18 protein-coding genes are annotated in these 23,590 nt (G+C 63.6%); 11 read left to right on the plus strand and 7 right to left on the minus strand.

From position 1 onward, the window contains the following. Positions 1-5: 5 nt before the first annotated feature. Positions 6-2,714: a pyruvate dehydrogenase (acetyl-transferring), homodimeric type gene (aceE, locus tag ACE04A_RS12210; RefSeq protein ID WP_448715646.1), complete on the minus strand. Its 2,709-nt coding sequence runs from the start codon at positions 2,712-2,714 to the stop codon at positions 6-8. A gap of 356 nt (positions 2,715-3,070) precedes the next feature. Between aceE and ACE04A_RS12215 the strand changes: the two genes are divergently transcribed. The 5 genes from ACE04A_RS12215 (at position 3,071) to ACE04A_RS12235 (ending at position 9,287) form a co-directional block, all read left to right on the plus strand. Continuing rightward, positions 3,071-4,825 (plus strand): PAS domain-containing sensor histidine kinase, encoded by a 1,755-nt coding sequence (locus tag ACE04A_RS12215; protein WP_050448986.1) that lies wholly within the window; start codon positions 3,071-3,073, stop codon positions 4,823-4,825. Beyond that, complete coding sequence (locus ACE04A_RS12220) at positions 4,822-5,448, plus strand: response regulator transcription factor (RefSeq protein WP_043545730.1); 627 nt, start codon at positions 4,822-4,824, stop codon at positions 5,446-5,448. The genes ACE04A_RS12215 and ACE04A_RS12220 overlap by 4 nt, the downstream gene beginning before the upstream one ends. Further along, positions 5,445-6,296, plus strand: a complete 852-nt coding sequence (gene folD, locus ACE04A_RS12225) for a bifunctional methylenetetrahydrofolate dehydrogenase/methenyltetrahydrofolate cyclohydrolase FolD (protein ID WP_050448987.1) — start codon at positions 5,445-5,447, stop codon at positions 6,294-6,296. Before ACE04A_RS12220 ends, folD begins: the two co-directional genes overlap by 4 nt. Positions 6,297-6,771: 475 nt before the next feature. Beyond that, positions 6,772-8,838: a M3 family metallopeptidase gene (locus tag ACE04A_RS12230; RefSeq protein WP_448715645.1), complete on the plus strand. Its 2,067-nt coding sequence runs from the start codon at positions 6,772-6,774 to the stop codon at positions 8,836-8,838. A 17-nt stretch (positions 8,839-8,855) separates the two neighbouring features. Further along, entirely contained in the window at positions 8,856-9,287 is a 432-nt protein-coding gene (locus ACE04A_RS12235) for a hypothetical protein (RefSeq protein ID WP_448715644.1), read from the plus strand. A 99-nt stretch (positions 9,288-9,386) separates the two neighbouring features. Here the strand turns inward: ACE04A_RS12235 and ACE04A_RS12240 are convergent, their stop codons facing one another. Further along, complete coding sequence (locus ACE04A_RS12240; protein WP_448715643.1) at positions 9,387-10,172, minus strand: class I SAM-dependent methyltransferase; 786 nt, start codon at positions 10,170-10,172, stop codon at positions 9,387-9,389. Positions 10,173-10,408: 236 nt separating this feature from the next. Here ACE04A_RS12240 and ACE04A_RS12245 point away from each other — a divergent pair, with 236 nt between their 5' ends. Together ACE04A_RS12245 and ACE04A_RS12250 are read left to right on the plus strand one after the other, a co-directional pair. Then, the gene (locus ACE04A_RS12245) at positions 10,409-11,023 is read left to right on the plus strand and encodes an SCO family protein (protein ID WP_100855403.1); all 615 of its coding nucleotides are present in this window, start codon (positions 10,409-10,411) and stop codon (positions 11,021-11,023) included. Positions 11,024-11,160: 137 nt separating this feature from the next. After that, entirely contained in the window at positions 11,161-11,412 is a 252-nt protein-coding gene (locus tag ACE04A_RS12250; protein WP_259248605.1) for a GlsB/YeaQ/YmgE family stress response membrane protein, read from the plus strand. A gap of 105 nt (positions 11,413-11,517) precedes the next feature. Here ACE04A_RS12250 and adeC read toward each other — a convergent pair whose 3' ends face one another. The 3 genes from adeC to ACE04A_RS12265 are packed head-to-tail and all read right to left on the minus strand — an operon-like array spanning position 11,518 to position 17,371. After that, positions 11,518-13,002 (minus strand): AdeC/AdeK/OprM family multidrug efflux complex outer membrane factor, encoded by a 1,485-nt coding sequence (adeC, locus tag ACE04A_RS12255; RefSeq protein ID WP_259248608.1) that lies wholly within the window; start codon positions 13,000-13,002, stop codon positions 11,518-11,520. After that, positions 13,002-16,181: an efflux RND transporter permease subunit gene (locus tag ACE04A_RS12260; RefSeq protein WP_259248610.1), complete on the minus strand. Its 3,180-nt coding sequence runs from the start codon at positions 16,179-16,181 to the stop codon at positions 13,002-13,004. The genes adeC and ACE04A_RS12260 overlap by 1 nt, the downstream gene beginning before the upstream one ends. Positions 16,182-16,195: 14 nt before the next feature. Continuing rightward, positions 16,196-17,371, minus strand: a complete 1,176-nt coding sequence (locus tag ACE04A_RS12265) for an efflux RND transporter periplasmic adaptor subunit (protein WP_447992276.1) — start codon at positions 17,369-17,371, stop codon at positions 16,196-16,198. Between the two features lie 273 nt (positions 17,372-17,644). Between ACE04A_RS12265 and ACE04A_RS12270 the strand changes: the two genes are divergently transcribed. Then, positions 17,645-18,550, plus strand: coding sequence for a LysR family transcriptional regulator (locus ACE04A_RS12270; RefSeq protein ID WP_100855398.1), 906 nt, complete (start codon positions 17,645-17,647; stop codon positions 18,548-18,550). Positions 18,551-18,659: 109 nt separating this feature from the next. Here ACE04A_RS12270 and ACE04A_RS12275 read toward each other — a convergent pair whose 3' ends face one another. Continuing rightward, the gene (locus tag ACE04A_RS12275) at positions 18,660-19,391 is read right to left on the minus strand and encodes a pseudouridine synthase (RefSeq protein ID WP_259248615.1); all 732 of its coding nucleotides are present in this window, start codon (positions 19,389-19,391) and stop codon (positions 18,660-18,662) included. A 56-nt stretch (positions 19,392-19,447) separates the two neighbouring features. On the opposite strand from ACE04A_RS12275, the gene ACE04A_RS12280 reads away from it, so the two are divergent. From ACE04A_RS12280 to ACE04A_RS12290, 3 genes are all read left to right on the plus strand, one after another. Then, positions 19,448-20,068 carry a chorismate--pyruvate lyase family protein gene (locus tag ACE04A_RS12280; RefSeq protein WP_448715641.1) on the plus strand — a complete coding sequence of 207 codons (621 nt, stop codon included), beginning with the start codon at positions 19,448-19,450 and terminating at the stop codon, positions 20,066-20,068. Between the two features lie 216 nt (positions 20,069-20,284). After that, positions 20,285-21,988 (plus strand): SulP family inorganic anion transporter, encoded by a 1,704-nt coding sequence (locus ACE04A_RS12285; RefSeq protein ID WP_485820158.1) that lies wholly within the window; start codon positions 20,285-20,287, stop codon positions 21,986-21,988. Between the two features lie 113 nt (positions 21,989-22,101). Then, positions 22,102-22,617, plus strand: coding sequence for a hypothetical protein (locus tag ACE04A_RS12290; protein ID WP_279997117.1), 516 nt, complete (start codon positions 22,102-22,104; stop codon positions 22,615-22,617). 72 nt (positions 22,618-22,689) lie between these two features. On the opposite strand, the gene ACE04A_RS12295 is transcribed toward ACE04A_RS12290, so the two are convergent. Then, the gene (locus ACE04A_RS12295; protein ID WP_448715639.1) at positions 22,690-23,550 is read right to left on the minus strand and encodes an isocitrate lyase/PEP mutase family protein; all 861 of its coding nucleotides are present in this window, start codon (positions 23,548-23,550) and stop codon (positions 22,690-22,692) included. Between the last annotated feature and the right edge of the window lie 40 nt (positions 23,551-23,590).

Here is a 23,590-nt window from a genome sequence, read left to right on the forward strand (position 1 = left end):
TACCCTCAGGCGTATTGCGGGTTGGCTTTGTTCGGATTGATGCCGTACTTCTTGATGGCTTCCGCCACCTTGGCCATCGGAACCTTGCCTTCGTCGGCCAGCGCACGCAGCGCGGCAACCACGACAAAGTGGCGATCCACTTCGAAGTGCTCACGCAGCTTGGCGCGGAAGTCCGAGCGGCCGAAACCGTCGGTGCCCAGCACCTTGTATTCGCGGCCCTTGGGCACGAACGGGCGGATCTGGTCGGCAAACAGCTTCATGTAGTCGGTCGACGCGATGATCGGGCCTTCGGTCTTGGCCAACTGTTCCGTGACGTAAGCCACCTGCGGCTTTTTCTCGTCAGGGTGCAGCATGTTGTGGCGCTCGGCGTCCAGGCCGTTGCGGCGCAGTTCGGTGAAGCTGGTGACGCTCCAGATGTCCGATGCCACGCCCCAATCGGCGTCCAGCAGGTCTTGCGCCGCCATGACTTCGCGCAGGATCGTGCCCGAGCCCATCAGTTGCACGCGGTTCTTGCCCTTGCCGTGCGACTTCAGCTTGTACATGCCCTTGATGATGCCTTCCTCGTCGCCCTGGGTCAGACCGGGCTGCGGGTAGTTTTCGTTCATCACCGTCAGGTAGTAATAGACGTTTTCCTGGTCTTCCACCATGCGCTTCAAGCCATGCTGGATGATCACGGCCAGCTCATGGCCGAACGTCGGGTCGTAGGACACGCAGTTCGGAATGGTGGACGCCAGGATGTGGCTGTGGCCGTCTTCGTGCTGCAAGCCTTCGCCGTTCAGGGTCGTGCGGCCGGCGGTGCCGCCCAACAGGAAGCCACGCGCCTGCATGTCGCCCGCTGCCCAGGCCAGGTCGCCAATGCGCTGGAACCCGAACATCGAGTAGTAGATGAAGAACGGGATCATGATGCGGTTGTTCGAGGAGTACGACGTGGCCGCCGCAATCCACGAGCTCATCGCGCCCGCTTCGTTGATGCCTTCCTGCAGCAGTTGGCCGTCGGCCGATTCCTTGTAGTACATGACCTGGTCTTTATCGACCGGGATGTACTTCTGGCCTTCCGGCGCATAGATACCGATTTGGCGGAACAGGCCTTCCATGCCGAAGGTACGCGATTCGTCAGCCAAAATCGGCACCACGCGCGGGCCGAGTTCCTTGTCGCGCAGCACCTGGTTCAGGATGCGAACGAAGGCTTGGGTGGTGGAGATTTCACGGCCTTCGGCGGTGGGTTCCAGCACGGCCTTGAAGGCTTCCAGCGCGGGGGCCTTGAGTTGCTCGTCGGCCTTGGCGCGGCGGCGCGGCAGATAGCCGCCCAGCGCGGCGCGGCGCTCGTGCAGGTACTTCATTTCGGGCGAATCTTCGGCCGGCTTGAAGTACGGCAGGTCTTCCAATTGGTCGTCCGGAATCGGGATGCCGAAGCGGTCGCGGAATTCGCGGATGGATTCCAGTTCCAGCTTCTTTTGCTGGTGGGTCGGGTTCTTGGCCTGGCCCACGTGGCCCATGCCGTAACCCTTGATGGTCTTGGCCAGGATGACGGTGGGTTGACCGGTGTGGCTGGTGGCGGCGTCGAACGCGGCGTACACCTTGTGGGGGTCGTGACCGCCACGGTTCAGGCGCCAGATGTCTTCGTCGCTCATGCGCGAGACAGCTTCCAGCAGCTTGGGGTGCTTGCCGAAGAAGTGTTCACGGACGAACTTGCCGTCGTTGGCCTTGTACGCCTGGTACTCGCCGTCAACGGTGTCTTCCATGATCTGGCGCAGGATGCCTTCCTTGTCGTGCGCGAGCAGCGGATCCCAGTAGCCGCCCCAGATCAGCTTGATGACGTTCCAGCCCGAACCGCGGAAGTCGCCTTCCAGTTCCTGGATGATCTTGCCGTTGCCGCGCACCGGACCGTCCAGGCGTTGCAGGTTGCAGTTCACCACGAAGATCAGGTTGTCGAGCTTTTCGCGCGCGGCCAGGGCGATGGCGCCCAGCGATTCCGGTTCGTCCATTTCGCCGTCGCCGCAGAATACCCAGACCTTGCGGTTGCTGGTGTCGGCAATGCCGCGGGCGTGCAGGTACTTCAGGAAGCGGGCTTGATAGATGGCCATCAGCGGGCCCAGGCCCATCGACACCGTCGGGAATTGCCAGAAATCCGGCATCAGCTTCGGGTGCGGGTAGGACGACAGGCCCTTGCCGTCCACTTCCTGGCGGAAGTGGTTCAGCTGTTCTTCGGTCAGGCGGCCTTCAAGGTAGGCGCGGCCGTACATGCCGGGCGACGTGTGGCCCTGGAAGTAGACCAGGTCACCGCCGTGGTTTTCGTCTTCGGCGTGCCAGAAGTGGTTCTGGCCGCAGCCGATCATGGTGGCCAGCGAGGCAAACGATGCGATGTGGCCGCCCAGGTCGCCGCCGTCCGGCGGGTTGTGCTTGTTGGCCTTGACGACCATGGCCATGGCGTTCCAGCGCACATACGAGCGGATACGCGTTTCCAGTTCCAGGTTGCCCGGATGCGCGGGCTCCAGGCCCGGCGGAATCGTGTTGACGTAAGCGGTATTCGGCGAGAACGGGATGTGGGCGCCGGAACGACGGGCTTCGTCGATCAGGCGTTCCAGCAGGTAGTGCGCGCGCTGCGGCCCTTCGCGATCAAGGACTGCCGCCAGGGCTTCGAGCCACTCCTGGGTTTCTAGGGTGTCTTCGTCGTTGGCAGCCTGCGGGGCGCCAGCCTGGGCGAAAGAGGACATCGTGTGTCTCCTGTTGGGGTTCGTTCGTGACCACACCCGCTTATTCGTTCAACTCGCGGACTCTGCATGGTAGCCGGGATCATCCGGGCTGCCATGTCAGGCATGGGTCGGGGGGTGTTTTTCTAGAGACCTGCTTTGGGTCGGTTCCCTATCAGCCGGCATTCTAAGAAAGAAGATTAACCGGTCGCAAGGAAAATTTCATGTTGCGGTACGGCATTTCGCAATGTGAAATGTTGACCACAAGCTGAATGGCCGATGACGGCACTTTTTAAGCTGTACGCCAAAAGCAGGGGTTGATTCCCGGTAATTCCCGGCCAACACGCACTAAAATGCGCGGTCTATCCGGCCCGAATTCCATGTCCAGCGCGCCCAAGTCAAATATCCCTACGCCGTTCCACGATCACGCCCGCACCCGCCGCCGCGGCGTGTATTGGGTCACGCCCGCCATGGTGCTGATCCTATACCTCTGTGTGATGGGGGTGTTCTTCTGGCTGCAACGCATTCATGACGATAGCGTCATGTTTGTGACGATCGACCAGGAAATGCGCCAGCAACGCCTGATATGGGTGGTGCTGGCTTTGTCCTGCGTTATCGTCATCAGCCTGTTGATGCTGTGGCGCTATACCCGCTTTCGCTCCACCGCCGAAGCCGCGCTGATCGCCGAAACGGGTTTTCGCCGCGCCATGGAAAATTCCATGTCCACCGGCATGCGCGTACTGGATATGGAAGGCCGCATCGCCTACGTGAACCCGGCGTTCTGCCGCATGATCGGCTGGAACGAAGCCGACCTGATCGGCCGCAGCCCGCCCTTCCCTTATTGGGTACCCGGCCGCCACGAACAGCACCAGCACACGCTGGACGTGCTGATGTCAGGCAAGACCCCCAGCAGCGGCCTGGAAGTGGAAGCGCAACGGCGCGATGGCTCGCGCTTTACCGCGCGCATGTATGTGTCGCCGCTGCTGGACCCCAACGGCAACCAGATCGGCTGGATGACGTCGATGACCGACATCACCGAACCGAAGCGCATCCGCGAAGCCCTGACGGCCGCCCACGAACGTTTCATGACCGTGCTGGAAGGCCTGGACGACGCCATCTCGGTCACGGCCGACACGCACGACGGCCTGGAATTGCTGTTTGCCAACCGCACCTACCGCCGCGTCTTCGGCGCGCAGACGGGCGGCCACGACGAACTGCTGGCCGGGCGCCGGGGCCGCTTCACCGACGAATCGGTGGAAGTGTTCGCGCCTTCCGTACAACGCTGGTTTGAAGTGCACCACCGCATGCTGGCCTGGACTGACGGCCGCCGCGTGCGCATGCAGGTGGCGCGCGACATCACCGAACGCCGTGGCCATGAAGAAGCGTCGCGCGTGCAGCAGGAAAAGATCCAACTTACCAGCCGCCTGACGACCATGGGCGAAATGGCTTCGTCCCTGGCGCACGAACTGAACCAGCCGCTGACCGCCATCGCCAACTACAGCATGGGCGCGGTGGCGCTGGTCAAGGCCGGCCACACCAGCCCCAACATGCTGCTGCCCGCGCTGGAAAAGGCCGCGTCACAGGCCGAACGCGCCGGCAAGATCATCAGCCGCATCCGCGAATTCGTGAAGCGCAGCGAGCCTCGCCGCCAGCGCGTGGCCATTGGCCGCATTGTCGACAACGCCATCGGCTTTGCCGAGATCGACGCGCGCAAGCGCCGCATCCGCATCGACAGCTTCGTGCCGTCCAACGCGCCTGACGTCCTGGCCGACCCCATCCTGATCGAACAGGTGCTGTTGAACCTGCTGAAGAACGGGCTGGAAGCCATGGAAAACAGCGAGGTCGACGAGCTCAAGGTGGCGGTGATCCTGCACGAGCAGCACATCGAAGTGGCCGTGGTGGACCGCGGCCATGGCCTGGCCGAGCCCGAACGCCTGTTCGAACCCTTCTTCAGCACCAAGTCCCAGGGCCTGGGCATGGGGCTGAATATCTGCCGTACCATTATTGAATCGCACCACGGCCGTCTGTGGGCGGACCCCAACCCCGCCGGCGGCACCATTTTCCGCTTTACCCTGCCCTGCGCTGCATCCCAGCCGCAGGCCCAGAATGATCAGTCAGAGGAGTTGCACGCATGAACACGCCCCACCTGTCGAGCACGGTATTCATAGTTGACGACGACGAAGCGGTCCGCGATTCGTTGCGCTGGCTGTTGGAAGCCAACGGCTATCGCGTTCGCGCCTATGCCAGCGGTGAGTCCTTCCTGGAAGACTACGACGCCAGCCAGGTCGGTGTGTTGATCGCCGACGTGCGCATGCCCGGCATGAGCGGCCTGGAACTCCAGGAACAACTGATCGCCCGCAACGCCCCCCTGCCCATCGTGTTCATCACGGGCCACGGCGACGTGCCCATGGCGGTGTCCACGATGAAGAAAGGCGCTGTCGACTTTCTGGAAAAGCCCTTCAACGAATCCGACCTGCGCGAGATCGTCGCCCGCATGCTGGAGCAGGCCACGCAGCGGGTCAGCAAGCACCAGGCTCAGAAGGACCACGAAGCCATGCTGGCGCGCCTGACCGCGCGCGAGCAGCAGGTGCTGGAGCGCATTGTCGCCGGCCGCTTGAACAAGCAGATTGCCGACGACCTGGGCATCAGCATCAAGACCGTCGAGGCGCATCGCGCCAACATTATGGAAAAACTGGAAGTGACTACCGTTGCTGATTTGATGAAAGTGGCCTTGGCCAAACCCGAGGCACATGCATGACCGCTAGGATTATTGACGGCGCGGCCCTGTCGCTGCGCATTCGCGAAGAAGTGGCCCAACGGGTTGCGGCCTTGGCGGCCAAGGGCACGCGCCCGGGTCTGGCCGTGGTGCTGGTGGGCGCGGACCCCGCGTCCCAGGTTTATGTGCGCAACAAGGTTGCCGCCTGCGAGAAAGCCGGCCTGCATTCCGTCAAGGAACAGTACCCGGCCGAGATGACCGAGGCCGAACTGCTGGCCCGCATCGCCGTGTTGAACCAGGACCCGACCATACACGGCATCCTGGTGCAGTTGCCGCTGCCCAAGCACATGGACTCCCACAAGGTCATCGAAGCCATCGCGGCCGAGAAAGACGTGGACGGGTTCCACATCAGCAACGCCGGCCTGCTCATGACCGGCCAGCCGCTGTTCCGCCCCTGCACGCCATACGGCGTGATGAAGATGCTGGAATCGGAAGGCGTGACGCTGCGCGGCGCTGAAGCCGTGATCGTCGGCGCCAGCAACATCGTCGGCAAGCCGATGGCCATGTTGCTGCTGCAAGCAGGCGCCACCATCACCATCTGCAATTCCAAGACGCGCGACCTGGCGGCCCAAACCCGCCGCGCGGATGTCCTGGTGGTCGCCACCGGCAAGCCCGGCATGATCGACGGTTCGATGATCAAACCCGGCGCCGTGGTGATCGACGTGGGCATCAACCGTGGCGAAGACGGCAAGCTGTGCGGCGACGTGGACTTCGCGTCCGCCAAGGAAGTGGCCGGCGCCATCACCCCCGTCCCCGGCGGCGTAGGCCCCATGACCATCGCCATGCTGCTGGTCAACACGGTAGAAGCCGCCGAACGCGCGGCGGGTTGATCCGGTAGGTGCGCTGGTGCGGCCGGGTGCGCTGATGCGGCCGGTGCCGATATGGCCGGGTGCGCTGATATGACCGGTAGGATGGGTGCAGCGCGAACGGCAGTGGACAAGAACGCCACCGCTGTTCGCGCGAAACCCATCAAGCAGCCCCGGGACCGCGGCGGGGCTTGGTAAAAAACACCCGCATGCAATTCACGAAAGCCAGGGTGCCTGCACCTGCCACATTGCCAAGGTGCCAACTTCGAAAGCCGGTGTGGCTGGGCTTGCCACGGTGCCGACGCTGCTTGATGGGTTTCGCGCGTTCATTGCCGGTTTTTTTTGTATAGCCGTTCGCGCTGCACCCATCCTACGATGCACGTAGGCTGACGCGCGCTGAACCGCGCGCGACGCACACTGGCCCACGCATTCGTGCCCTTGCTTTTGAGCGGATCGCCCCTATCTGCTCCCTATGTCTCTCGCCTTTTCCGGTAACACCATGACCCAGAATCCCCTGCTTGCCCCTGTCTCCGACCTGGTCGATTATGCGGCCGTCAAGCCGGGGCATATCGTCCCCGCCGTGGAAGAACTGCTGGGCATCGCCCGCCAGGCGGTCGACCATGCCGCTGATTCCGCGCTGGCGCCCACTTGGGAAGCCGTGGTGGAACCGCTGGATACCGCCTCCGAGCGCCTGTGGCGCGCCTGGTCGGTGGCTGGCCACCTGAACGCCGTGGTCAACACGCCGGAACTGCGCGAAGCCTACAACGCCGCGCTGCCGCTCATTACCGAATTTTCCACCTGGGTCGGGCTGCACGAAGGTCTGTACCGACAGTACCAGCGCCTGGCCGCTGCCCCTGATTTTGCGTCGTGGTCGCCCGTGCGCCGCCGCATCGTCGAGATGGCGCTGCGCGACTTCCGCTTGAGCGGCGTGGAACTGCAAGGCGCCGATCGCGAACGCTATGCGCAGATCTCTGACCGCGAAGCCCAGGCATCGCAGAAGTTCTCCGAAAACGTGCTGGACGCCATCGACGCGTGGTCCATGCTGGTGGACGATGAGTCCCGCCTGACGGGCATCCCCGCCGACGTCCTGTCAGCCGCCCGCGCCGCCGCCGAAGAAGACGGCAAGCCGGGTTGGAAGCTGACCCTGAAAATGCCGTGCTACCTGCCCGTCATGCAATACGCGCAAGACCGCGACCTGCGCGAAGCGCTGTACCGTGGCTATGGCACCGTGGCCTCCGAACAAGGCGAAGCCAAGTTCGACAATTCTCCGCTGATCGAAGAACTGCTGTCGCTGCGCGCCGAGGAATCCGGCTTGCTGGGCCTGGGCACCTACGCATCGCTGCGCCTGCAGACCCGCATGGCGCGCGACGCCCGCGAAGTCACCGAATTCCTGCGCGACCTGGCCGCGCGCGCCAAACCGTTCGCGCAGCGTGACCTGGCCGAACTCAAGGCGTACGCCACCGGCGAACTGGGCTTGGACGAGCTGCAACCCTGGGACGTGGCCTTCGCCTCGGAACGCCTGCGCGAATCGCGCTATGCCTATTCCGAAGATGAAGTGAAGCAGTACTTCACCGAGCCCCGCGTGCTGGCCGGCCTGTTCGACGTCATTGAAAAACTGTTCGACGTGCGCCTGACCGAAACGCCCGTTTCCACCTGGCACAGCGACGCGCGCGGCGTGCGCGTGGAACGCCCCGACGGCGGCTTGATCGGCTATCTGTACCTGGACCTGTATGCCCGTTCGGGCAAGCAAAGCGGCGCCTGGGTCGACAGCGAGCGCGCCCGCCGTGTGGTGGCCGGCCACGTGCAAACGCCGGTGGTCTACCTGACCTGCAACTTCTCGCGCCCCAATGGCGAGCGCGCCGCCGTGCTGACGCACGACGACGTCATCACCCTGTTCCACGAAACCGGCCATGCGCTGCACGCGCTGTTGTCGGAAGTGGACGAGCCCGGCGCGGCGGCATTTGCCAGCGTGGAGTGGGACGCCATCGAATTGCCCTCGCAGTTCATGGAGAACTTCTGCTGGGAATGGGCAGTGGTGCAGAAGCTGTCGGCGCATGTGGACACGGGCGAACCGCTGCCGCGCGCGCTGTACGACCGGCTGGTCGCGGCGCGCAATTACCAAAGCGGCATGCAGGCCGTGCGCCAGATTGAATTCGCCCTGTTCGACATGCTGATGCACGACCGCGCCAAGGGCGCGTCCATTTCGGAAGTGCTGGCGCTGCTGCAGGAAGTGCGCCAGGAAGTGGCGGTGCTGTTCCCGCCGTCGTGGCACCGCCTGCCGCACGCGTTCTCGCATCTGTTCGCGGGCGGCTACGGCGCGGGTTACTACAGCTACAAGTGGGCCGAAGTGCTGTCGGCGGATGCCTACGAGGCCTTCGAAGAAGCCGCGGCCAAGCAGCCAGGCAACGCGCTGGGCACGCTGGACCCGGAAACCGGCGCCCGCTTCCGCCGCGAAGTCCTGGCCGTTGGCGGTTCCCGCCCCGCCGCCGATTCCTTCGCCGCCTTCCGTGGCCGCCCCCCCCGCATCGACGCCCTGCTGCGCCACAGCGGCATGAGCGGCACGTAAAACGCCGACGTGGATGGGTGAAGCGCGGCAAGATCGAAGCAAGAAGCACAGCATCTGCCGCGCGTAACCCATCAGCAGCCGGCACCATCACGCCAGCGCCACCAGATGGGTTACGCGCGATTCAGGCCATTGATTTTCTGCCCCGCATCGCGCGCTTCACCCATCCTACGAAAAACGAACGCCGCAAAACGAACGCCGCAAAACGAACGCCGAAAGACGAACGCCGAACAACCAACGTAGGATGGGTGAAGCGCGGCAAGATCGCAGCAAGAAACACAGCATCTGCCGCGCGTAACCCATCAGCAGCCGGCACCATCACGCCAGCGCCACCAGATGGGTTACGCGCGATTCAGGCCATTGATTTTCTGCCCCGCATCGCGCGCTTCACCCATCCTACGAAAAACGAACGCCGCAAAACGAACGCCGAAAGACGAACGCCGAACAACTGACGACGAACGCCGAACGCCGAACGCCGAACAACCAACGTAGGATGGGTGAAGCGCGGCAAAATCGACGCAAGAAATACGGCACCTGCCGCGCGTAACCCATCAAGCAGCCCGCACCGCCGACACCACCAACCACCTTCCGTGCACCGACTGCCGGGACCCCGCCTGCTTCCAGAACCCGCGAATGTCCTCGTTCTCGGCCCGCTTCACACGCCGTCGGTAATACAAGCGTGACGGCACGGCCAGCACGTGTTCCAGCATCCGCTTTGGTTTCGGCTCATCAACCTCGTGCAGCGTGATATCCACGAAACCGTAATGCGACAACAACAAATGCAGTTGCGGGAAGCTCCACGGGAAATACGTGATGTAGTCCTCACCCCGCTTGCGGCCCACCATGGGCCGGAAACCGGAATGGAAGCCTCGCATCAGAAACTGCAGCCGTGACCGCATGTTCCAGGTATTCGGCGTGGTGATGATCGCCGTGCCCCCGGGGCGCAGTGCATCGTGCAGACTTTGCAGCAGCACGCCCGGATTCGTCATCAGATGAATCGCTTCGCAGCAAACCACCGCGTCATAGGCCTTGGCCACGCTCAAGGGCGTATCCAGATCGTGTTCGGACACCGACCGATATCCCGCGCTTGCCAGCGGAAATTCCCATAGGCCCACGCCGTCAACGGCTACTTGTCCGCCGCCTTCGGCTACCGGCCCGCCATCACTAGCCACTTGCCTGCCGACTTCGGCCTTTTGCCCGCCGTTTCCAGCGGACAGCGCTTCACCCAACCAGCCCACGCCGCAAGGCGCGTCCAGCACCTGTTTGGCACGCCGGGCGCGCAGGATGTCGATGACCACCGGGTAATACGGGTAACGAACGGCCGTGCTTGCTGCCATATCCACGTTCACACTCTCCTGACATCAATACTGACGACGCACCGAATGTACCGCCGCATCGCGGTCTGTTGAAAGGGGCAAAGCGCACGCCATAAGTTTGCGCCAGGACAAACATCCCCCTTGCATCAGGCCCTCAACGCCACACCCTCCGCCGCCCCACCCTGGCCATGAAGGTAGAATCAACCCGCTTGCCGCGGGCTTGCCCTTCGTTCAACCTTTTGGCACCTCCTGGACTCATGCGACACCTCATTACCGGCCGCGCCTGGCGCGGCCTGCTGTTGGCTCTGTGTGTGTTTCTTGCCGCCTGCGGCGATCGGAACGTGGACTGGACGCTCTACAACGTCAAGGGCCACCTGCCCGACCTGAAATTCTCGCTGCCCGGCGCGGGCGGCAAAACCATCAACAGCGACGATCTCAAGGGTAAGACGGTCATGCTGTTCTTCGGCTACGCCAGTTGCCCCGACATCTGCCCCACCACCATGGCGCAACTGACCGCCGTGCTGCAGAACCTGGGCGACAAGGCCGAGAACGTGCGCATCGTGTTCGTCAGCGTCGACCCGCACCGCGACACGCCCGATATCCTGCAGGCCTATGTCAACGCCTTCAACAACAGCGCCATCGGGGTAACCGGTAACGAAAAGCAGGTCGCCGACCTGGCGCGCCGCTACCGCGTGGCCTACCAGATTGAAAAGCCGCGCCCCGGCGACGACGCCGACATGTACGAAGTGACCCACAGCCGTGGCGTGTACATTTTCGACAAGGACGGCCACGCGCGCCTGCTGGCGTCCGACACCGACAGCGTCGAAGCCCTGACCAAGGACGTCCGCCAATTGATCGACATTACGTCCTGATCCAGCCACGGCAAGCGCCGTGCAGCGCAGCATGTTGCATGGCAACCCCACATACCAGTTGTTACAGCCGCCTAATAAAGAGCGTGGGTATCATCATTGCGCATCGCCCCCTTTTTTCCAAAGCAAGGAGTACGCGCATGAGCATTATCATCATGATCATCGTCGGGTTCATCGTGGGCTTGATCGCCCGCGCCATCATGCCCGGAGACCAGAACATGGGGATCATCATGACCACCATCCTGGGTATCGTCGGCGCCGTGGTGGCCGGTTTCCTGGGACAGACGATGGGTTGGTATGCGGAAGGCGAACCCGCGGGCTGGATCGCGTCGGTGATCGGCGCCATCATCGTGCTGTTCGTGGTTGGCATGATCGCCCGCAAGCGCACTTGACGCCCTGCTAAGGCAACATCAATAAAAACGGGCCGATCTTTCGATCGGCCCGTTTTTTTTGCGCCACATTTCTTTTGCGCACCGCAAAAATTCAGCGCACCCCGCTTACGATCCCGTGGCAGGCACGGCCGGCGCCGTCTGCGCCGCCACCGTGCGCTCGGTCCAACCGCCGCCCAGCACCTTGTACAAGGTAACCAGATTCGACAGCCGAGCCAGGCGCGTATCCACCAAAGCCTGCTGCGCCGTATACAGCGAACGCTGCGAATCCAGCACGCTCAGGTAGTCATCGATACCCTGGCGGAAACGCTGGTCCGACACGTCGTAGGCGCGCTGGTTGGCGTTCACCAGCAAACGCTGCGCTTCAATCTGGTCGTCCAGCGTGCCGCGCCCGGCCAAGGCGTCCGCCACTTCGCGGAACCCCGTCTGGATGGACTTCTCGTACTGCGCCACCTGGATGTTCTTTTGCACCTTGGCCAAGTCCAACCCGGCCTGCAACGAACCGCCCGCGAAGATCGGCACGGTGATCTGGGGCACGAAGCTCCAGGCGCCCGAACCACCTTCGAACAAACCACCCAGGCTGGCGCTGGCGGTGCCCGCCTGGCCGGTCAGGCTAATGGTGGGAAAGAACGCCGCGCGCGCCGCGCCGATGTTGGCGTTGGCGCCTTTGAGCTGATGCTCGGCCGCGCGGATGTCCGGGCGGCGCGCCAGCAGGTCCGACGGCAGGCCGGCGGGCAAGGTGGTCGGCAGCATGCTGTCGTCCAGCTTCACCGCCTGATCCAGCGCCGCGACGATCTCGGGCGACATGGGTTGGCCCACCAGCAGCGTCAGCGCGTTGCGGTCTTGCGCCGCCTGGCGCGTGTATTGCGACAGGTTGCGTTGGGCCGTGCGCAGCGACACTTCCGCCTGGCTCAAGTCCAGCGCGGTGGACAAGCCCTGGTCATAGCTTTGCTGCGTGAGCTTGAACGAATCTTCCTGGCTCTTGAGCGTGTCGCGCGTCAGGCTCAGCAGTTCCTGGTCGGCGCGCAGCGTCAGGTAGGCGTTGGCCACTTCGGCTATCAGCGTCAACTGCGTGGCCGTACGCGTTTCGTCCAGCGCCAGATACGACTCCAGCGCCTGGTCGCTCAGGCTGCGGATGCGGCCGAACAGGTCCAGTTCCCAGGCCGACATCGCGGCGCCCACCTGGTAGCTGCGGCTGGTCGTGGCGCGGCCGCTGGGGGACAAGTCCGCCGGGGTGCGCTGGGCGGATTCCTGGCCGGCCACGCCCACGCTGGGCAGCAGGTCGGCGCGCTGGATGCGGTACTGCGCACGCGCCGCCTCTACATTCAAGGCCGCCACGCGCAGGTCGCGGTTGTTCGCCAATGACAGTTCAATCAACTGTTGCAGCAGCGGGTCGCTGAAGAAATCGCGCCAGCCGATATCGGCCGTGGACATGCCCAGCGCCGCATTGGAACCGTCCGCCTTGTAGGCCGGGCCGGTGGGATAGGCAGCGCTGACCGGCGCGTCCGGCCGTTCATAGGTAGGGGCCAGCGAGCAGCCCGCCAGGGCCGCCGCCAGGGAAACAGACAACAAGGTTCTCATCTGAAGTTTCATCACGGTTGTCCCTCGGCGGACACGTCCTTCGAGCCGTTGGCGCTGGTGTCGTGCTTGTCCAGGTTTTCGCTCATGCGCTTGACCTTGAACACGCGCAGCATGATCACGAAGAAGGCCGGAACAAAGAAGATGGCCAGGAACGTGCCGGTCAGCATGCCGCCGATCACGCCCGTGCCGATGGCGTTCTGGCTGCCGGAGCCGGCACCCGACGAGATCGCCAGCGGCGTCACGCCCAGGATGAACGCCAGCGACGTCATCAGGATGGGACGCAGGCGTTGGCGGGCCGCGTGGATGGCCGATTCCGTCAGGCTTGCGCCGGATTCAAAGTGCTCTTTGGCGAACTCCACGATCAGGATGGCGTTTTTGGCCGCCAGCCCCACTGTGGTCAACAGCCCCACCTGGAAGTACACGTCGTTGGACAGCCCGCGCGCCAGCGTCGCCAACAGCACGCCGATAATGCCCAGCGGCACCACCAGCATCACTGCCGTCGGGATGGACCAGCTTTCGTACAAGGCGGCCAGGCACAGGAACACCACGATCAACGAAATCGCGTACAGCGCCGGCGCTTGTGCACCCGACAGGCGTTCTTCAAACGACAGCCCCGTCCATTCAAAGCCCACGCCCACCGGCAGCTTGGCCGCCAGCTTTTCCATTTCTTCCATGGCCGCGCCCGAGCTGTAGCCTGGCGCCGCCTGGCCCTGGATGTTGTAGGACGGCACGCCGTTATAGCGGTTCAGCTTTTGCGGACCGAAGCTCCACGTGGCCTTCGAGAATGCCGAGAACGGCACCATGTCGCCCGCGTTGTTGCGCACATACCATTTGTTCAGGTCTTCCGGCAGCATGCGCGACGACGCCTCACCCTGCGCGAACACCTTCTTCACGCGGCCACGGTCGATGAAGTCGTTGACGTACGACGAGCCCCACGCGGTGGCCAGCGTGCTGTTGATGTCCGACACGGCCACGCCCAGCGCACGCGCTTTCTCGCGGTCGATGTCCAACTGGTACTGCGGCGCGTCTTCAATGCCGTTCGGGCGCACGCCCACCAGCACCGGGCTCTTGGCCGCTTCGCCCAGCAACTGGTTGCGCGCGGCCAGCAGCTTTTCATGGCCCACGCCGGCGCGGTCCATCAGCTGGAAGTCAAAGCCGGTGACGTTGCCCAGTTCCATCACGGACGGCGGCGGCACCACGAACATTTGCGCGCGGCGTTCGGTCTTGGCGAAGTGCGCGTTGGCGCGCGCCGCCACGGCGCCCGCCTTCAGGCTGGCGTCGCCACGTTCTTCCCAGTCACGCAGCTTGATGAACAGGATCGACGCGTTCTGGCCACGACCGCCAAAGTTGAAACCGTTGACCGCGAACACCGAGGTCACGGCGTCCTTTTCTTCGGTCAGCAGGTACTTGGTGGCGTCATCGATGACGGCCTTGGTGGCTTCGGCGGTGGCGCCGGCGGGCGTCTGGATCTGGGCGAACAAAATGCCCTGGTCCTCGGCCGGCAGGAACGCCGTGGGAATGCGCGTGAACAGCCAGCCCATGGCAATGACCAGGGCCAGGTACACGATCATCAGGCGCTTGGTGCGGTTCAGCCCGCGCGCAACGGTATTGGCATAACCGTTGCTGCTGCGTTCGAACGTGCGGTTGAACCAGCCGAAAAAGCCCCGCTTCGAGCCGTGATGGCCCTTCGGAATAGGCTTGAGCAAGGTGGCGCACAAGGCCGGCGTGAAGACGATGGCGACCAGCACCGACAGCACCATCGACGACACGATCGTGATCGAGAACTGACGATAGATCACGCCCGTGGAACCGCCGAAGAACGCCATCGGGATGAACACGGCGGCCAGCACCATGGCAATGCCGATCAGCGCGCCGGTGATCTGGCTCATGGACTTGCGGGTGGCCTGCTTGGGCGTCAGGCCTTCTTCGGCCATCACGCGCTCCACGTTTTCCACCACCACGATCGCGTCGTCCACCAACAGGCCAATGGCCAGCACCATGCCGAACATCGTCAAGGTGTTGATGGAATAACCGAACGCGGCCAGCACGCCGAACGTGCCCAGCAGCACCACCGGCACGGCCAGCGTGGGAATGATGGTGGCGCGGAAGTTCTGCAAGAACAGGTACATCACCAGGAAAACCAGGATGATGGCTTCCACCAGCGTCTTGAACACTTCATGAATCGACAGGCTGACGAACGGCGTCGTGTCGTACGGATAGACGACGTCCATGCCCGGCGGGAAGTACGGCTTCAGGTTGTTGATGGTGTCGCGCACCGCCTGCGCGGTATCCAGCGCGTTGGCGCCCGGCGCCAGCTTGATCGCCAGGCCCGAGGCGGGCTTGCCGTTATAGAAGCTGTCGATGGCGTAGGTCTGACCACCCAGTTCAATGCGCGAGACATCACCCAGGCGCACCTGCGAACCATCGGTGTTGACCTTGAGCAGGATCTTGCCGAAGTCTTCCGGCTTCTCCAGGCGCGACGGCCCGATGATGGTGGCGTTCAACTGCTGCCCGCGCACGGACGGCAGGCCGCCCAACTGGCCGGACGACACCTGCACGTTCTGTTCCTTGATCGCCGTCACCACGTCAACCGTGGTCAGCCCGTAGTTCACGAGCTTGGCGGGATCCAGCCAGATGCGCATTGCGTACTGCGAGCCGAACAACTGGAAGTCGCCCACGCCTTGCGTGCGGCTGATGGGATCCTGCACGTACGAGGCCACGTAGTCGGCCAGGTCGTCCTTGGTCATCGTGCCGTCGGTGGACACGAAGCCCGCCACGATCAGGAAGTTCTTCGTGGCCTTGGTGACGCGTATGCCCTGCTGCTGCACTTCCTGCGGCAACAGCGGCTGCGCCAGCGCAAGCTTGTTCTGCACCTGCACCTGCGCCGTGTCCGGGTTGGTGCCCTGCTTGAAGGTCAGCGTGATGGACATGCTGCCGTCGGAATTGCTTTCCGACGAAATGTACTGCAAGCCGTCCAGGCCGTTCATCTGCTGTTCGATGACCTGCACCACGGTGTCCTGCACCGTCTGCGCGGACGCGCCCGGGTAGGTCACCGCGATGCCGATGGCGGGCGGCGCGATGTTGGGATACTGCGAGACCGGCAATTGCAGGATGGACAGCGCGCCGGCCATCATCAGCACAATCGCGATCACCCAGGCGAAAACCGGCCTATCGATAAAAAACTTTGCCATGCAAGGCTCCCTGATTACTGCTTGGCCGGGGCGGCATTGGCCGCCTGCGGCTGCTGCGCGTTGGCGCTTGCCTCGGTGGCGACAACTTCGACGCCCGGACGCACCATTTGCAGACCTTCCACGATCACCTTGTCGCCGGCGGCCAGGCCGTCGGTAACCAGCCACTTGTCGCCAATGGCGCGGTCGGTCTTCAGTTCACGCAGTTCCACCTGGTTCTTGGCGTTGACGACCAGCGCCGTCGGCAAGCCGCGCTGATTGCGCGTCACGCCGCGTTGCGGCACCAGCAAGCCGTCGGCGGCCACGCCATCAGCCAGACGCGCGCGCACAAACATGCCGGGCAAGAGGCGGCGGTCGGGGTTCGGGAACACCGCGCGCAGCGTGATGGAACCGGTGCCCTGGTCTACCGTGACTTCCGAGAACTGAAGCTTGCCGGTCTGCTTGTACTGCGAGCCGTCCTCCAGGGTCAGCGTGACCAGCGCGGCCTGTTCGCCGTCGGCCCGCTTCAACTGGCCGCTGGCCAGCGCGTCCTGCAAGCGCAGCAACTGCACGCTGGACTGCGTCACGTCGACGTAGATCGGGTCAATCTGCTGCACCGACGCCAACGCCGCGGTCTGGTTGGCCGTGACCAGCGCGCCTTCGGTCACCGAAGACCGGCCGATGATGCCGTCAATCGGCGACAGCACCTTGGTGTAGACGAGGTTGATGCGCGCGGTATCCAGCGCGGCCTTGGCCGACAGCACGTCGGCGGCGGCCTGGTCACGCGACGCCACGGCGTTGTCGTAGGTCTGTTGGCTGACGGCGCGCGTGGCCACCAGCGGCTTGTAGCGTTCGGCCAGCAAGGCAGCCGTCTTCTGCTGCGCCTGGGCGCGGGCCAACGCCGCCTTCTGGCTATCGACGCTGGCCTGGTACAGCGCGGGGTCGATCTGATAGAGCTGCTGGCCAGCCTTGACCTCGCCGCCTTCGGTGAACAGGCGCTTTTGCACGATGCCGTTCACCTGGGGCCGCACTTCGGCCACGCGGAACGCGGACGTGCGGCCCGGCAATTCGGTGGTCAGGGAAACGGGTTGCGTGGTCAGTGTCACCACGGTGACTTGCGGTTTGCCCGCCTGCGGTGCGTCTTGTTTCTTGCCGCAAGCGGCCAAGGTGAGAGCCGATGCCGTCAGCGTGAGCACTGCCGCGCTGCGCCACATAGCGCTTTTCTTATTCATAGATATTCCCGATTTCCGACAAAAAAGGAGCCCGCCTCCCGCCTGCGATGAGGGGGGAGGCCTTGTGCATCAAAGGGTGGATTGGCATTGAAAACGCAAGCTGGGCTTTAGTGCATTGCTGCATTGCAGAACCCGCATTCTGAGTTATCCCGCCCCAGAAACAAAGGGGCGTAGAAAGAAAACATCATTCCATTTATGGGACAATTTCGCGCTCCTAGTCTGTGCAAGAATCTCGCCATGAAACGCTTACAAGGCATGGAACTCTTCGTCGAAGTGGCCAAGACACGTAGTTTTAGCCGCGCTGCAGCAACGCTGGGCGTGCCTAAATCCACCTTGTCTCGCCAGGTGGCCGAATTGGAAAAATCCGTGGGTTTGCGATTGTTGAGCCGCACCACCCGCAAGGTGGAACTGACCGACGCCGGGCGGCTGTACTTCGAACGCTGCCAACGCATCGTGGCCGAAGCGCAGATTGCCCATGAAGAACTGCAAAAGCTGGTCGACACGCCAGCCGGGCCGTTGCGGGTGAACATGCCCGCGGATTTCGGCACGGACTTCCTGGCTGAATCGTTCATGGAGTTCTCCCGCCGCTATCCCGACGTTACGTTTTTCCTGGACCTGGCAAACCCGGACCACGCCTCGCGCGTGTTCCAGACCTGCGACATCTCGATCGAAATCGGCGAACTGCCCGATTCGACGCAAATCGCCCGGCTGCTGGGCATGCTGCCCGCGCACCTGTATGCCTCGCGCGACTACCTGGAAAAGCACGGAGAACCCAAGCATCCCAGTGACTTGACCCGTCACGAGTGCATCGAATTTCGCGCGGAAGGCGCGGGCCGCGTCACGCGATGGCCGCTTAACTGCGGCGACCAGCACATTGAGTTCACGCCGGGCAACCGGTTTTCGGTAAACGGTGTCGCCATGGCGCGGCGCTTGGCCATGCTGGGCGCGGGCATCGCGGTGCTGGTGGGCGGCCAGACGGCCGAACAGCAATCAGGGCAGTTGCGGCGCGTGTTGCCGGACTGGCAATTGGGCCCCTTCCCTGTCTATGCGGTCACCGAAACTCGGTTGCTGCCGGCCAAGACCCGGATCTTCATCGAATTCCTGATGGAGCGTCTGGGCAGCAACGGGCAGGCGAAGGATACCCCCGCTTTCATGAAATAACGGGGAGTCGGAAACAGACTGAAAAATCTGCTGGCCGCCGACATCTGTTGTCGGCTGAGCCGAACAGGGAAGCTGAATGTTCCCTGAATGACGAATTAAAAAAGAAGGGTCAAAACCCTTCGTCGTCGCGCAGATAGCGCCACTGACCCAGCGGCAGGTCACCCAATTGCACGCGGCCGATGCGCACACGCTTCAAGCCCACCACTTTCAGGCCGACCAGTTCGCACATGCGGCGAATCTGACGCTTCTTGCCTTCCCGCAGCACAAAGCGCAGTTGGTCGTGGTTCTGCCAACGCACGTGGGCGGGCTTCAAGGCCTTGCCGTCCAGCGACAGGCCGTGATTCAACAGTTCCAGCCCACGGTCGGGCAAATCGCCCTGCACCCGCACCAGGTATTCCTTGTCGACACTGGAGTCTTCACCGATCAGGTGCTTGGCGATGCGGCCGTCTTGCGTCAGCACCAGCAGGCCTTGCGAATCAATATCCAGTCGGCCGGCCACGGCCAGCCCTTCCAGATGCGCGCGTTCGAAGCGTTGCGGATGCCGGCAGCCCGCGAAGCGCGAGCGCGAGTCGATCAGGGCAACCGCTGGCGTATAGCCCTTTTCCGCCTGGCCCGACACATAACCCACGGGCTTGTTGATCAGGATGGTCACGCGCGAGGTCTGGCGCGCCTGCGCGGCGCGCTCCAGCGTGATGACCTGATCGGGATACGCCTTGGCGCCCAGTTCGGACACCACGACGCCGTCCACGCGAACCCAGCCGCGTTCGATATAGCTGTCGGCCTCGCGGCGCGAGCAGAGTCCGCGCTCGGACATGAGCTTGGAGATACGTACTTTTTCCATGGGCGGTATTGTATGCGTTGGCGAGCCGCGCTCCGGGCTTGGCATAATACGCAGCCATGACGAAACCCGCAGCCCATCACCCCCCGCTTGCCCCCGGCTGGCTGGCCGTCGCGCCGCCCGTCCTGCCCCCCGCCATGCGCCACTGGCTGTTCCGCCCGGGCGCGCTTACCGCCGGCTTGCGCCAGGTGGGCCAGGTGCGCCTGCGCGTGCTGGCCGAATACGCCGACGGCGCGCCGCCGGACGAAGCCCGGGCCATGGGCATCGCGCCCGGCTCACCCGTATGGATACGTGAAGTGCTGATGTCGGTCAACGGCGTGGACAGCGTGCCCGCCCGCAGCCTGACGCCACTACGCGCCTCGCACGGCGCCTGGCAAGGCATGCGCCGGCTCTTGACCCGGCCGCTCGCCGACATGCTGTATCACGACAGCACCGTCATCCGTTCGCCGTTTGCCTGCCGCCGTCTGGCGTCGCCCGTGCCGTTCTACGCCACGGCGCGTGGGGCCTTGCCGGCTGAACGCCGGGAACAGGACGCCGCCCGGGTCTGGGCGCGCCGATCCGTCTTCTGGCGTCAGGGCCAGCCGCTATTGGTGGCCGAGTGCTTCCTGCCCGGCTTCTGGGATGAGATCGCCGACCAGCCCGTGCCGCCGCTGGTGCCGCATCAGCGCACGGCGCGTTGATCGGTTATGCGTTGAGCGTTGAGCGCGATTCTTACGGCATTTCGCCGGAATCATCATGGACGCCACGCGGCGGCTGCGCTCACAATCAAAATCAGCCGCCTGCATCGGTAGCAGCAGGCGATGGCCCCGGTTGAGACGCCATGCAATGCCACCTGCCCTATTGGATGACGTTGCGCGGATCTTCCAGCCAATGCGCCGTGCCAAAGAGGCCCGCCGATGGAAAACGAACCGCCGGAAAAATCTGTTCGCCGGCAACACGTTGCGCTGCCTGACTGGCTATGCCAGTACCACAAGCCGTGGATAGAGGATGACGTCACTGCCGGGCTGACGACCGCCGCCGTGGTCATCCCGAAAGCGCTGGCCTACGCCGCCGTAGCAGGACTGCCGGTTCAGGTGGGGCTATACACCGCCTTCGTGCCGATGCTTGTTTACGCCTTCCTCGGCACATCCCGGCCGCTGAGCGTCAGCACAACGACTACGCTCGCCATCCTTACCGCCACCGCCTTGGATCGCGCCGTGCCGGGCGGCGACACCACGCAATTGCTGATTGCCACGGCAACGCTGGCGCTGCTGGTTGGCATCGTGCTGATCGCGGCGTCCCTGTTGCGGCTTGGCTACCTGGCCAGCTTTATTTCCGAGCCGGTATTGGTCGGCTTCAAGGCGGGCATCGCCATTGTGATCGTGGTCGACCAAATACCGAAGCTGCTTGGCCTTCACTTCCCGAAGGGTCCGTTTCTTTCGAACGTGCTGGCAATTTTTCATGGACTTACCCAGGTCTCGATAGCCACTACCGCCGTCGGCGCGATCACCTTGGGCCTGCTCCTGATCCTGCAACGATTCATGCCGCGCGCGCCGGCGCCGCTGGTGACCGTCGCCATCGCCATCGCGGCAACCAGCCTGTTCGGGCTGGGCGATCTTGGCGTACAAACGGTGGGCCATGTGCCCACGGGCTTGCCGTCGTTGACCCTGCCCGATCCGTCATTGATAGAGCAGCTTTGGCCCATGGCGCTGGGGATCGCCTTGATGAGTTTCACCGAAACGATCGCGGCCGGACGAGCCTTTGCGAATGCGGGTGAAGCCCTGCCGAACGCCAATCGCGAATTGTTGGCCACGGGATTTTCGAATGTGGGCGGCGCGCTTTTCGGCGCCATGCCGGCGGGCGGCGGGACGTCCCAAACCGCGGTGAACCAGCGCGCCGGCGCACGCTCCCAGGTAGCCGAATGCGTCACCGCCGCGGTCACGCTGGGCGTCATGCTGCTGCTGGCGCCGTTGATTGGCGCAATGCCGCACGCCACCCTGGCGGCGGTGGTCATCATTTACTCGGTTGGCCTGTTCGATCCGGCTGAATTCCGTGCGATTGCCAGAGTGCGGCGCACAGAGCTTGTCTGGGCCTTGGTGGCGCTTGCCGGTGTCGTGCTGCTGGGCACGCTGCAAGGAATACTCGTGGCCATCATCGTGTCGCTTGCCGCCCTGGCCCACCAGGTTTCCAACCCGCCCTTGCATCGGCTATTGCGCAAGCGGAACACGAACCTGTTCCGCCCAGCGTCCCCGGACCATCCCGACGATGAGGCGCTTGAAGGCATCTTGCTGCTTCGGCCCGAGGGACGCATCTTCTTTGTGAATGCAGACAACATCGGCCGGAAGATCACCCAATTGATCAACGCAACCCACCCGAAGGTGGTCGTACTCGATATGGGAAGTGTTTTCGATATCGAATACACCGCGCTGAAATTGATGAGCGATGCGGAACGTCGGCTAAGGCGAGACGGCATCGTGCTTTGGCTGGCGAATCTAACGCCGGGCGTGCTGGCCACGGTAAGACGATCACCCCTGGGCGAAGCCTTGGGCGCGGACGGCTTGTTCCAGACAGTTGAAGAGGCCGTCCGCAAATACCAGGACGCCAGGCTGCATGCGTCCTGATAGGAATATGTTGACTATGGTCAAGTCCCACCGTCTCGGCGGATCTACGCTGACTCTGCAAATCCTCTTGATTTGACTAGCAGTCCAAGGTGCCAACCACGTGGAGATTGACCATGAAGATCCGCAATCTGGCCGCACTGGCTTTCGTCGCCGTGCTGGCTCCCACCATGACGACCGCTGTCGCGCAGACCGCGCCGCCCGCTCCCGCCCAGTCGGCCGAACAGTCCGCCGGCAACACGCAGCAGTTTGACAAGAAAGCCGCGGAGGTCAGGGACAACATGGAGAAAATGCAGCAAACCATGAATCAGATACAGAAGACAACCGACCCGAACGAACGCCGGAAGCTGCTTCAGGAGCATCAAGCATTGATGCAGACCACGATGGGAATGATGGGCCAGTTTTGGGGAAGCGGCGCGATGGGCTGTTGCGGGGCCATGGGCGCCGGCGGCCCACATCATGGAGGACGCGGGCAGATGGGTTGGAATGCGATGCGCGGAAACTACTCGAACCTGAGCCCCGAGCAGATCCGGGAACGCCAATACATGAGGGATCAATACATGGGCATGCAGCAAATGATGATGGAGCAAATGATGCAACAGCAGCTCAACCGGAGCGTACCGCCACGTTGACCCAAGGCGGCCTCGGCATGGCGTGAGCCGGGCGTCGGTTATAGACGCGCTTGCCCGCATCTATCTCCGCGCCTACCCCTCGTAGCGCCGCCCTTGCTCCAGCAATTCCGGCGTGCCGATCACCGTATTCAAGCCGTCGAAATCCAGCATCCGCCCCTGCCACGGCGCGGTTGTGCCATGTTGGCGCAGGCTGCCGTAATAGCCTTGCAAGGTGTGCGCAACGGCGCGCGCGGTGCCGCCGGGAAAGATGACGATGCGAAAGCCCAGCGCGGTCAAGGCGTCGGCGCTTTGCACGGGGGTCTTGCCGCCTTCCACCATATTGGCCAGCAGTGGCACCCGGGCGGCAAAGCGCGCGCAGGCCGCCTGCATCTGTTCGGGCGTGCGCAGCGCTTCGATGAATAGCGCGTCCGCGCCGGCTTCCAGATAGGCTTCGGCGCGGTCCAACGCGGCTTCCAGCCCATCGACAGCCACCGCATCGGTACGCGCCAGGATCAGCGTGGACGCATCCACCCGCGCATCCACTGCCGCGCGCAGCTTGCCGCACATTTCGGCGGGGGGTATCACCGTCTTGCCGTCCAAATGGCCACAACGCTTGGGAAAGGTCTGGTCTTCCAACTGGATCATCGCGGCGCCCGCGCGTTCAAAGCCGCGCACCGTGCGCTGCGTGTTCAGCGCATTGCCAAAGCCCGTGTCGGCATCCACGATGACCGGCGTGGCCACGCGCTCGGTGATCCGCGCCAGCGTGTCCTCGACTTCCGAATAGGTGGTCAGGCCGATGTCCGAGCGCCCCAGCCGCGTGTAGGCGATGGACGCACCCGACAGGTACAGCGCGTCAAAACCTGCTTGCTCGGCGATGAGCGCCGACAGGGCATCGTAGATGCCGGGCGCCAGCACGGCACCTGCGGCCAATTGGGTTTTCAGTGTTTGCTTCATGATGATTCCTGACCAAGTTCGTGACCCAGCAGCGAGGCGG

It is taken from the genome of Achromobacter colocynthidis, assembly GCF_057334535.1.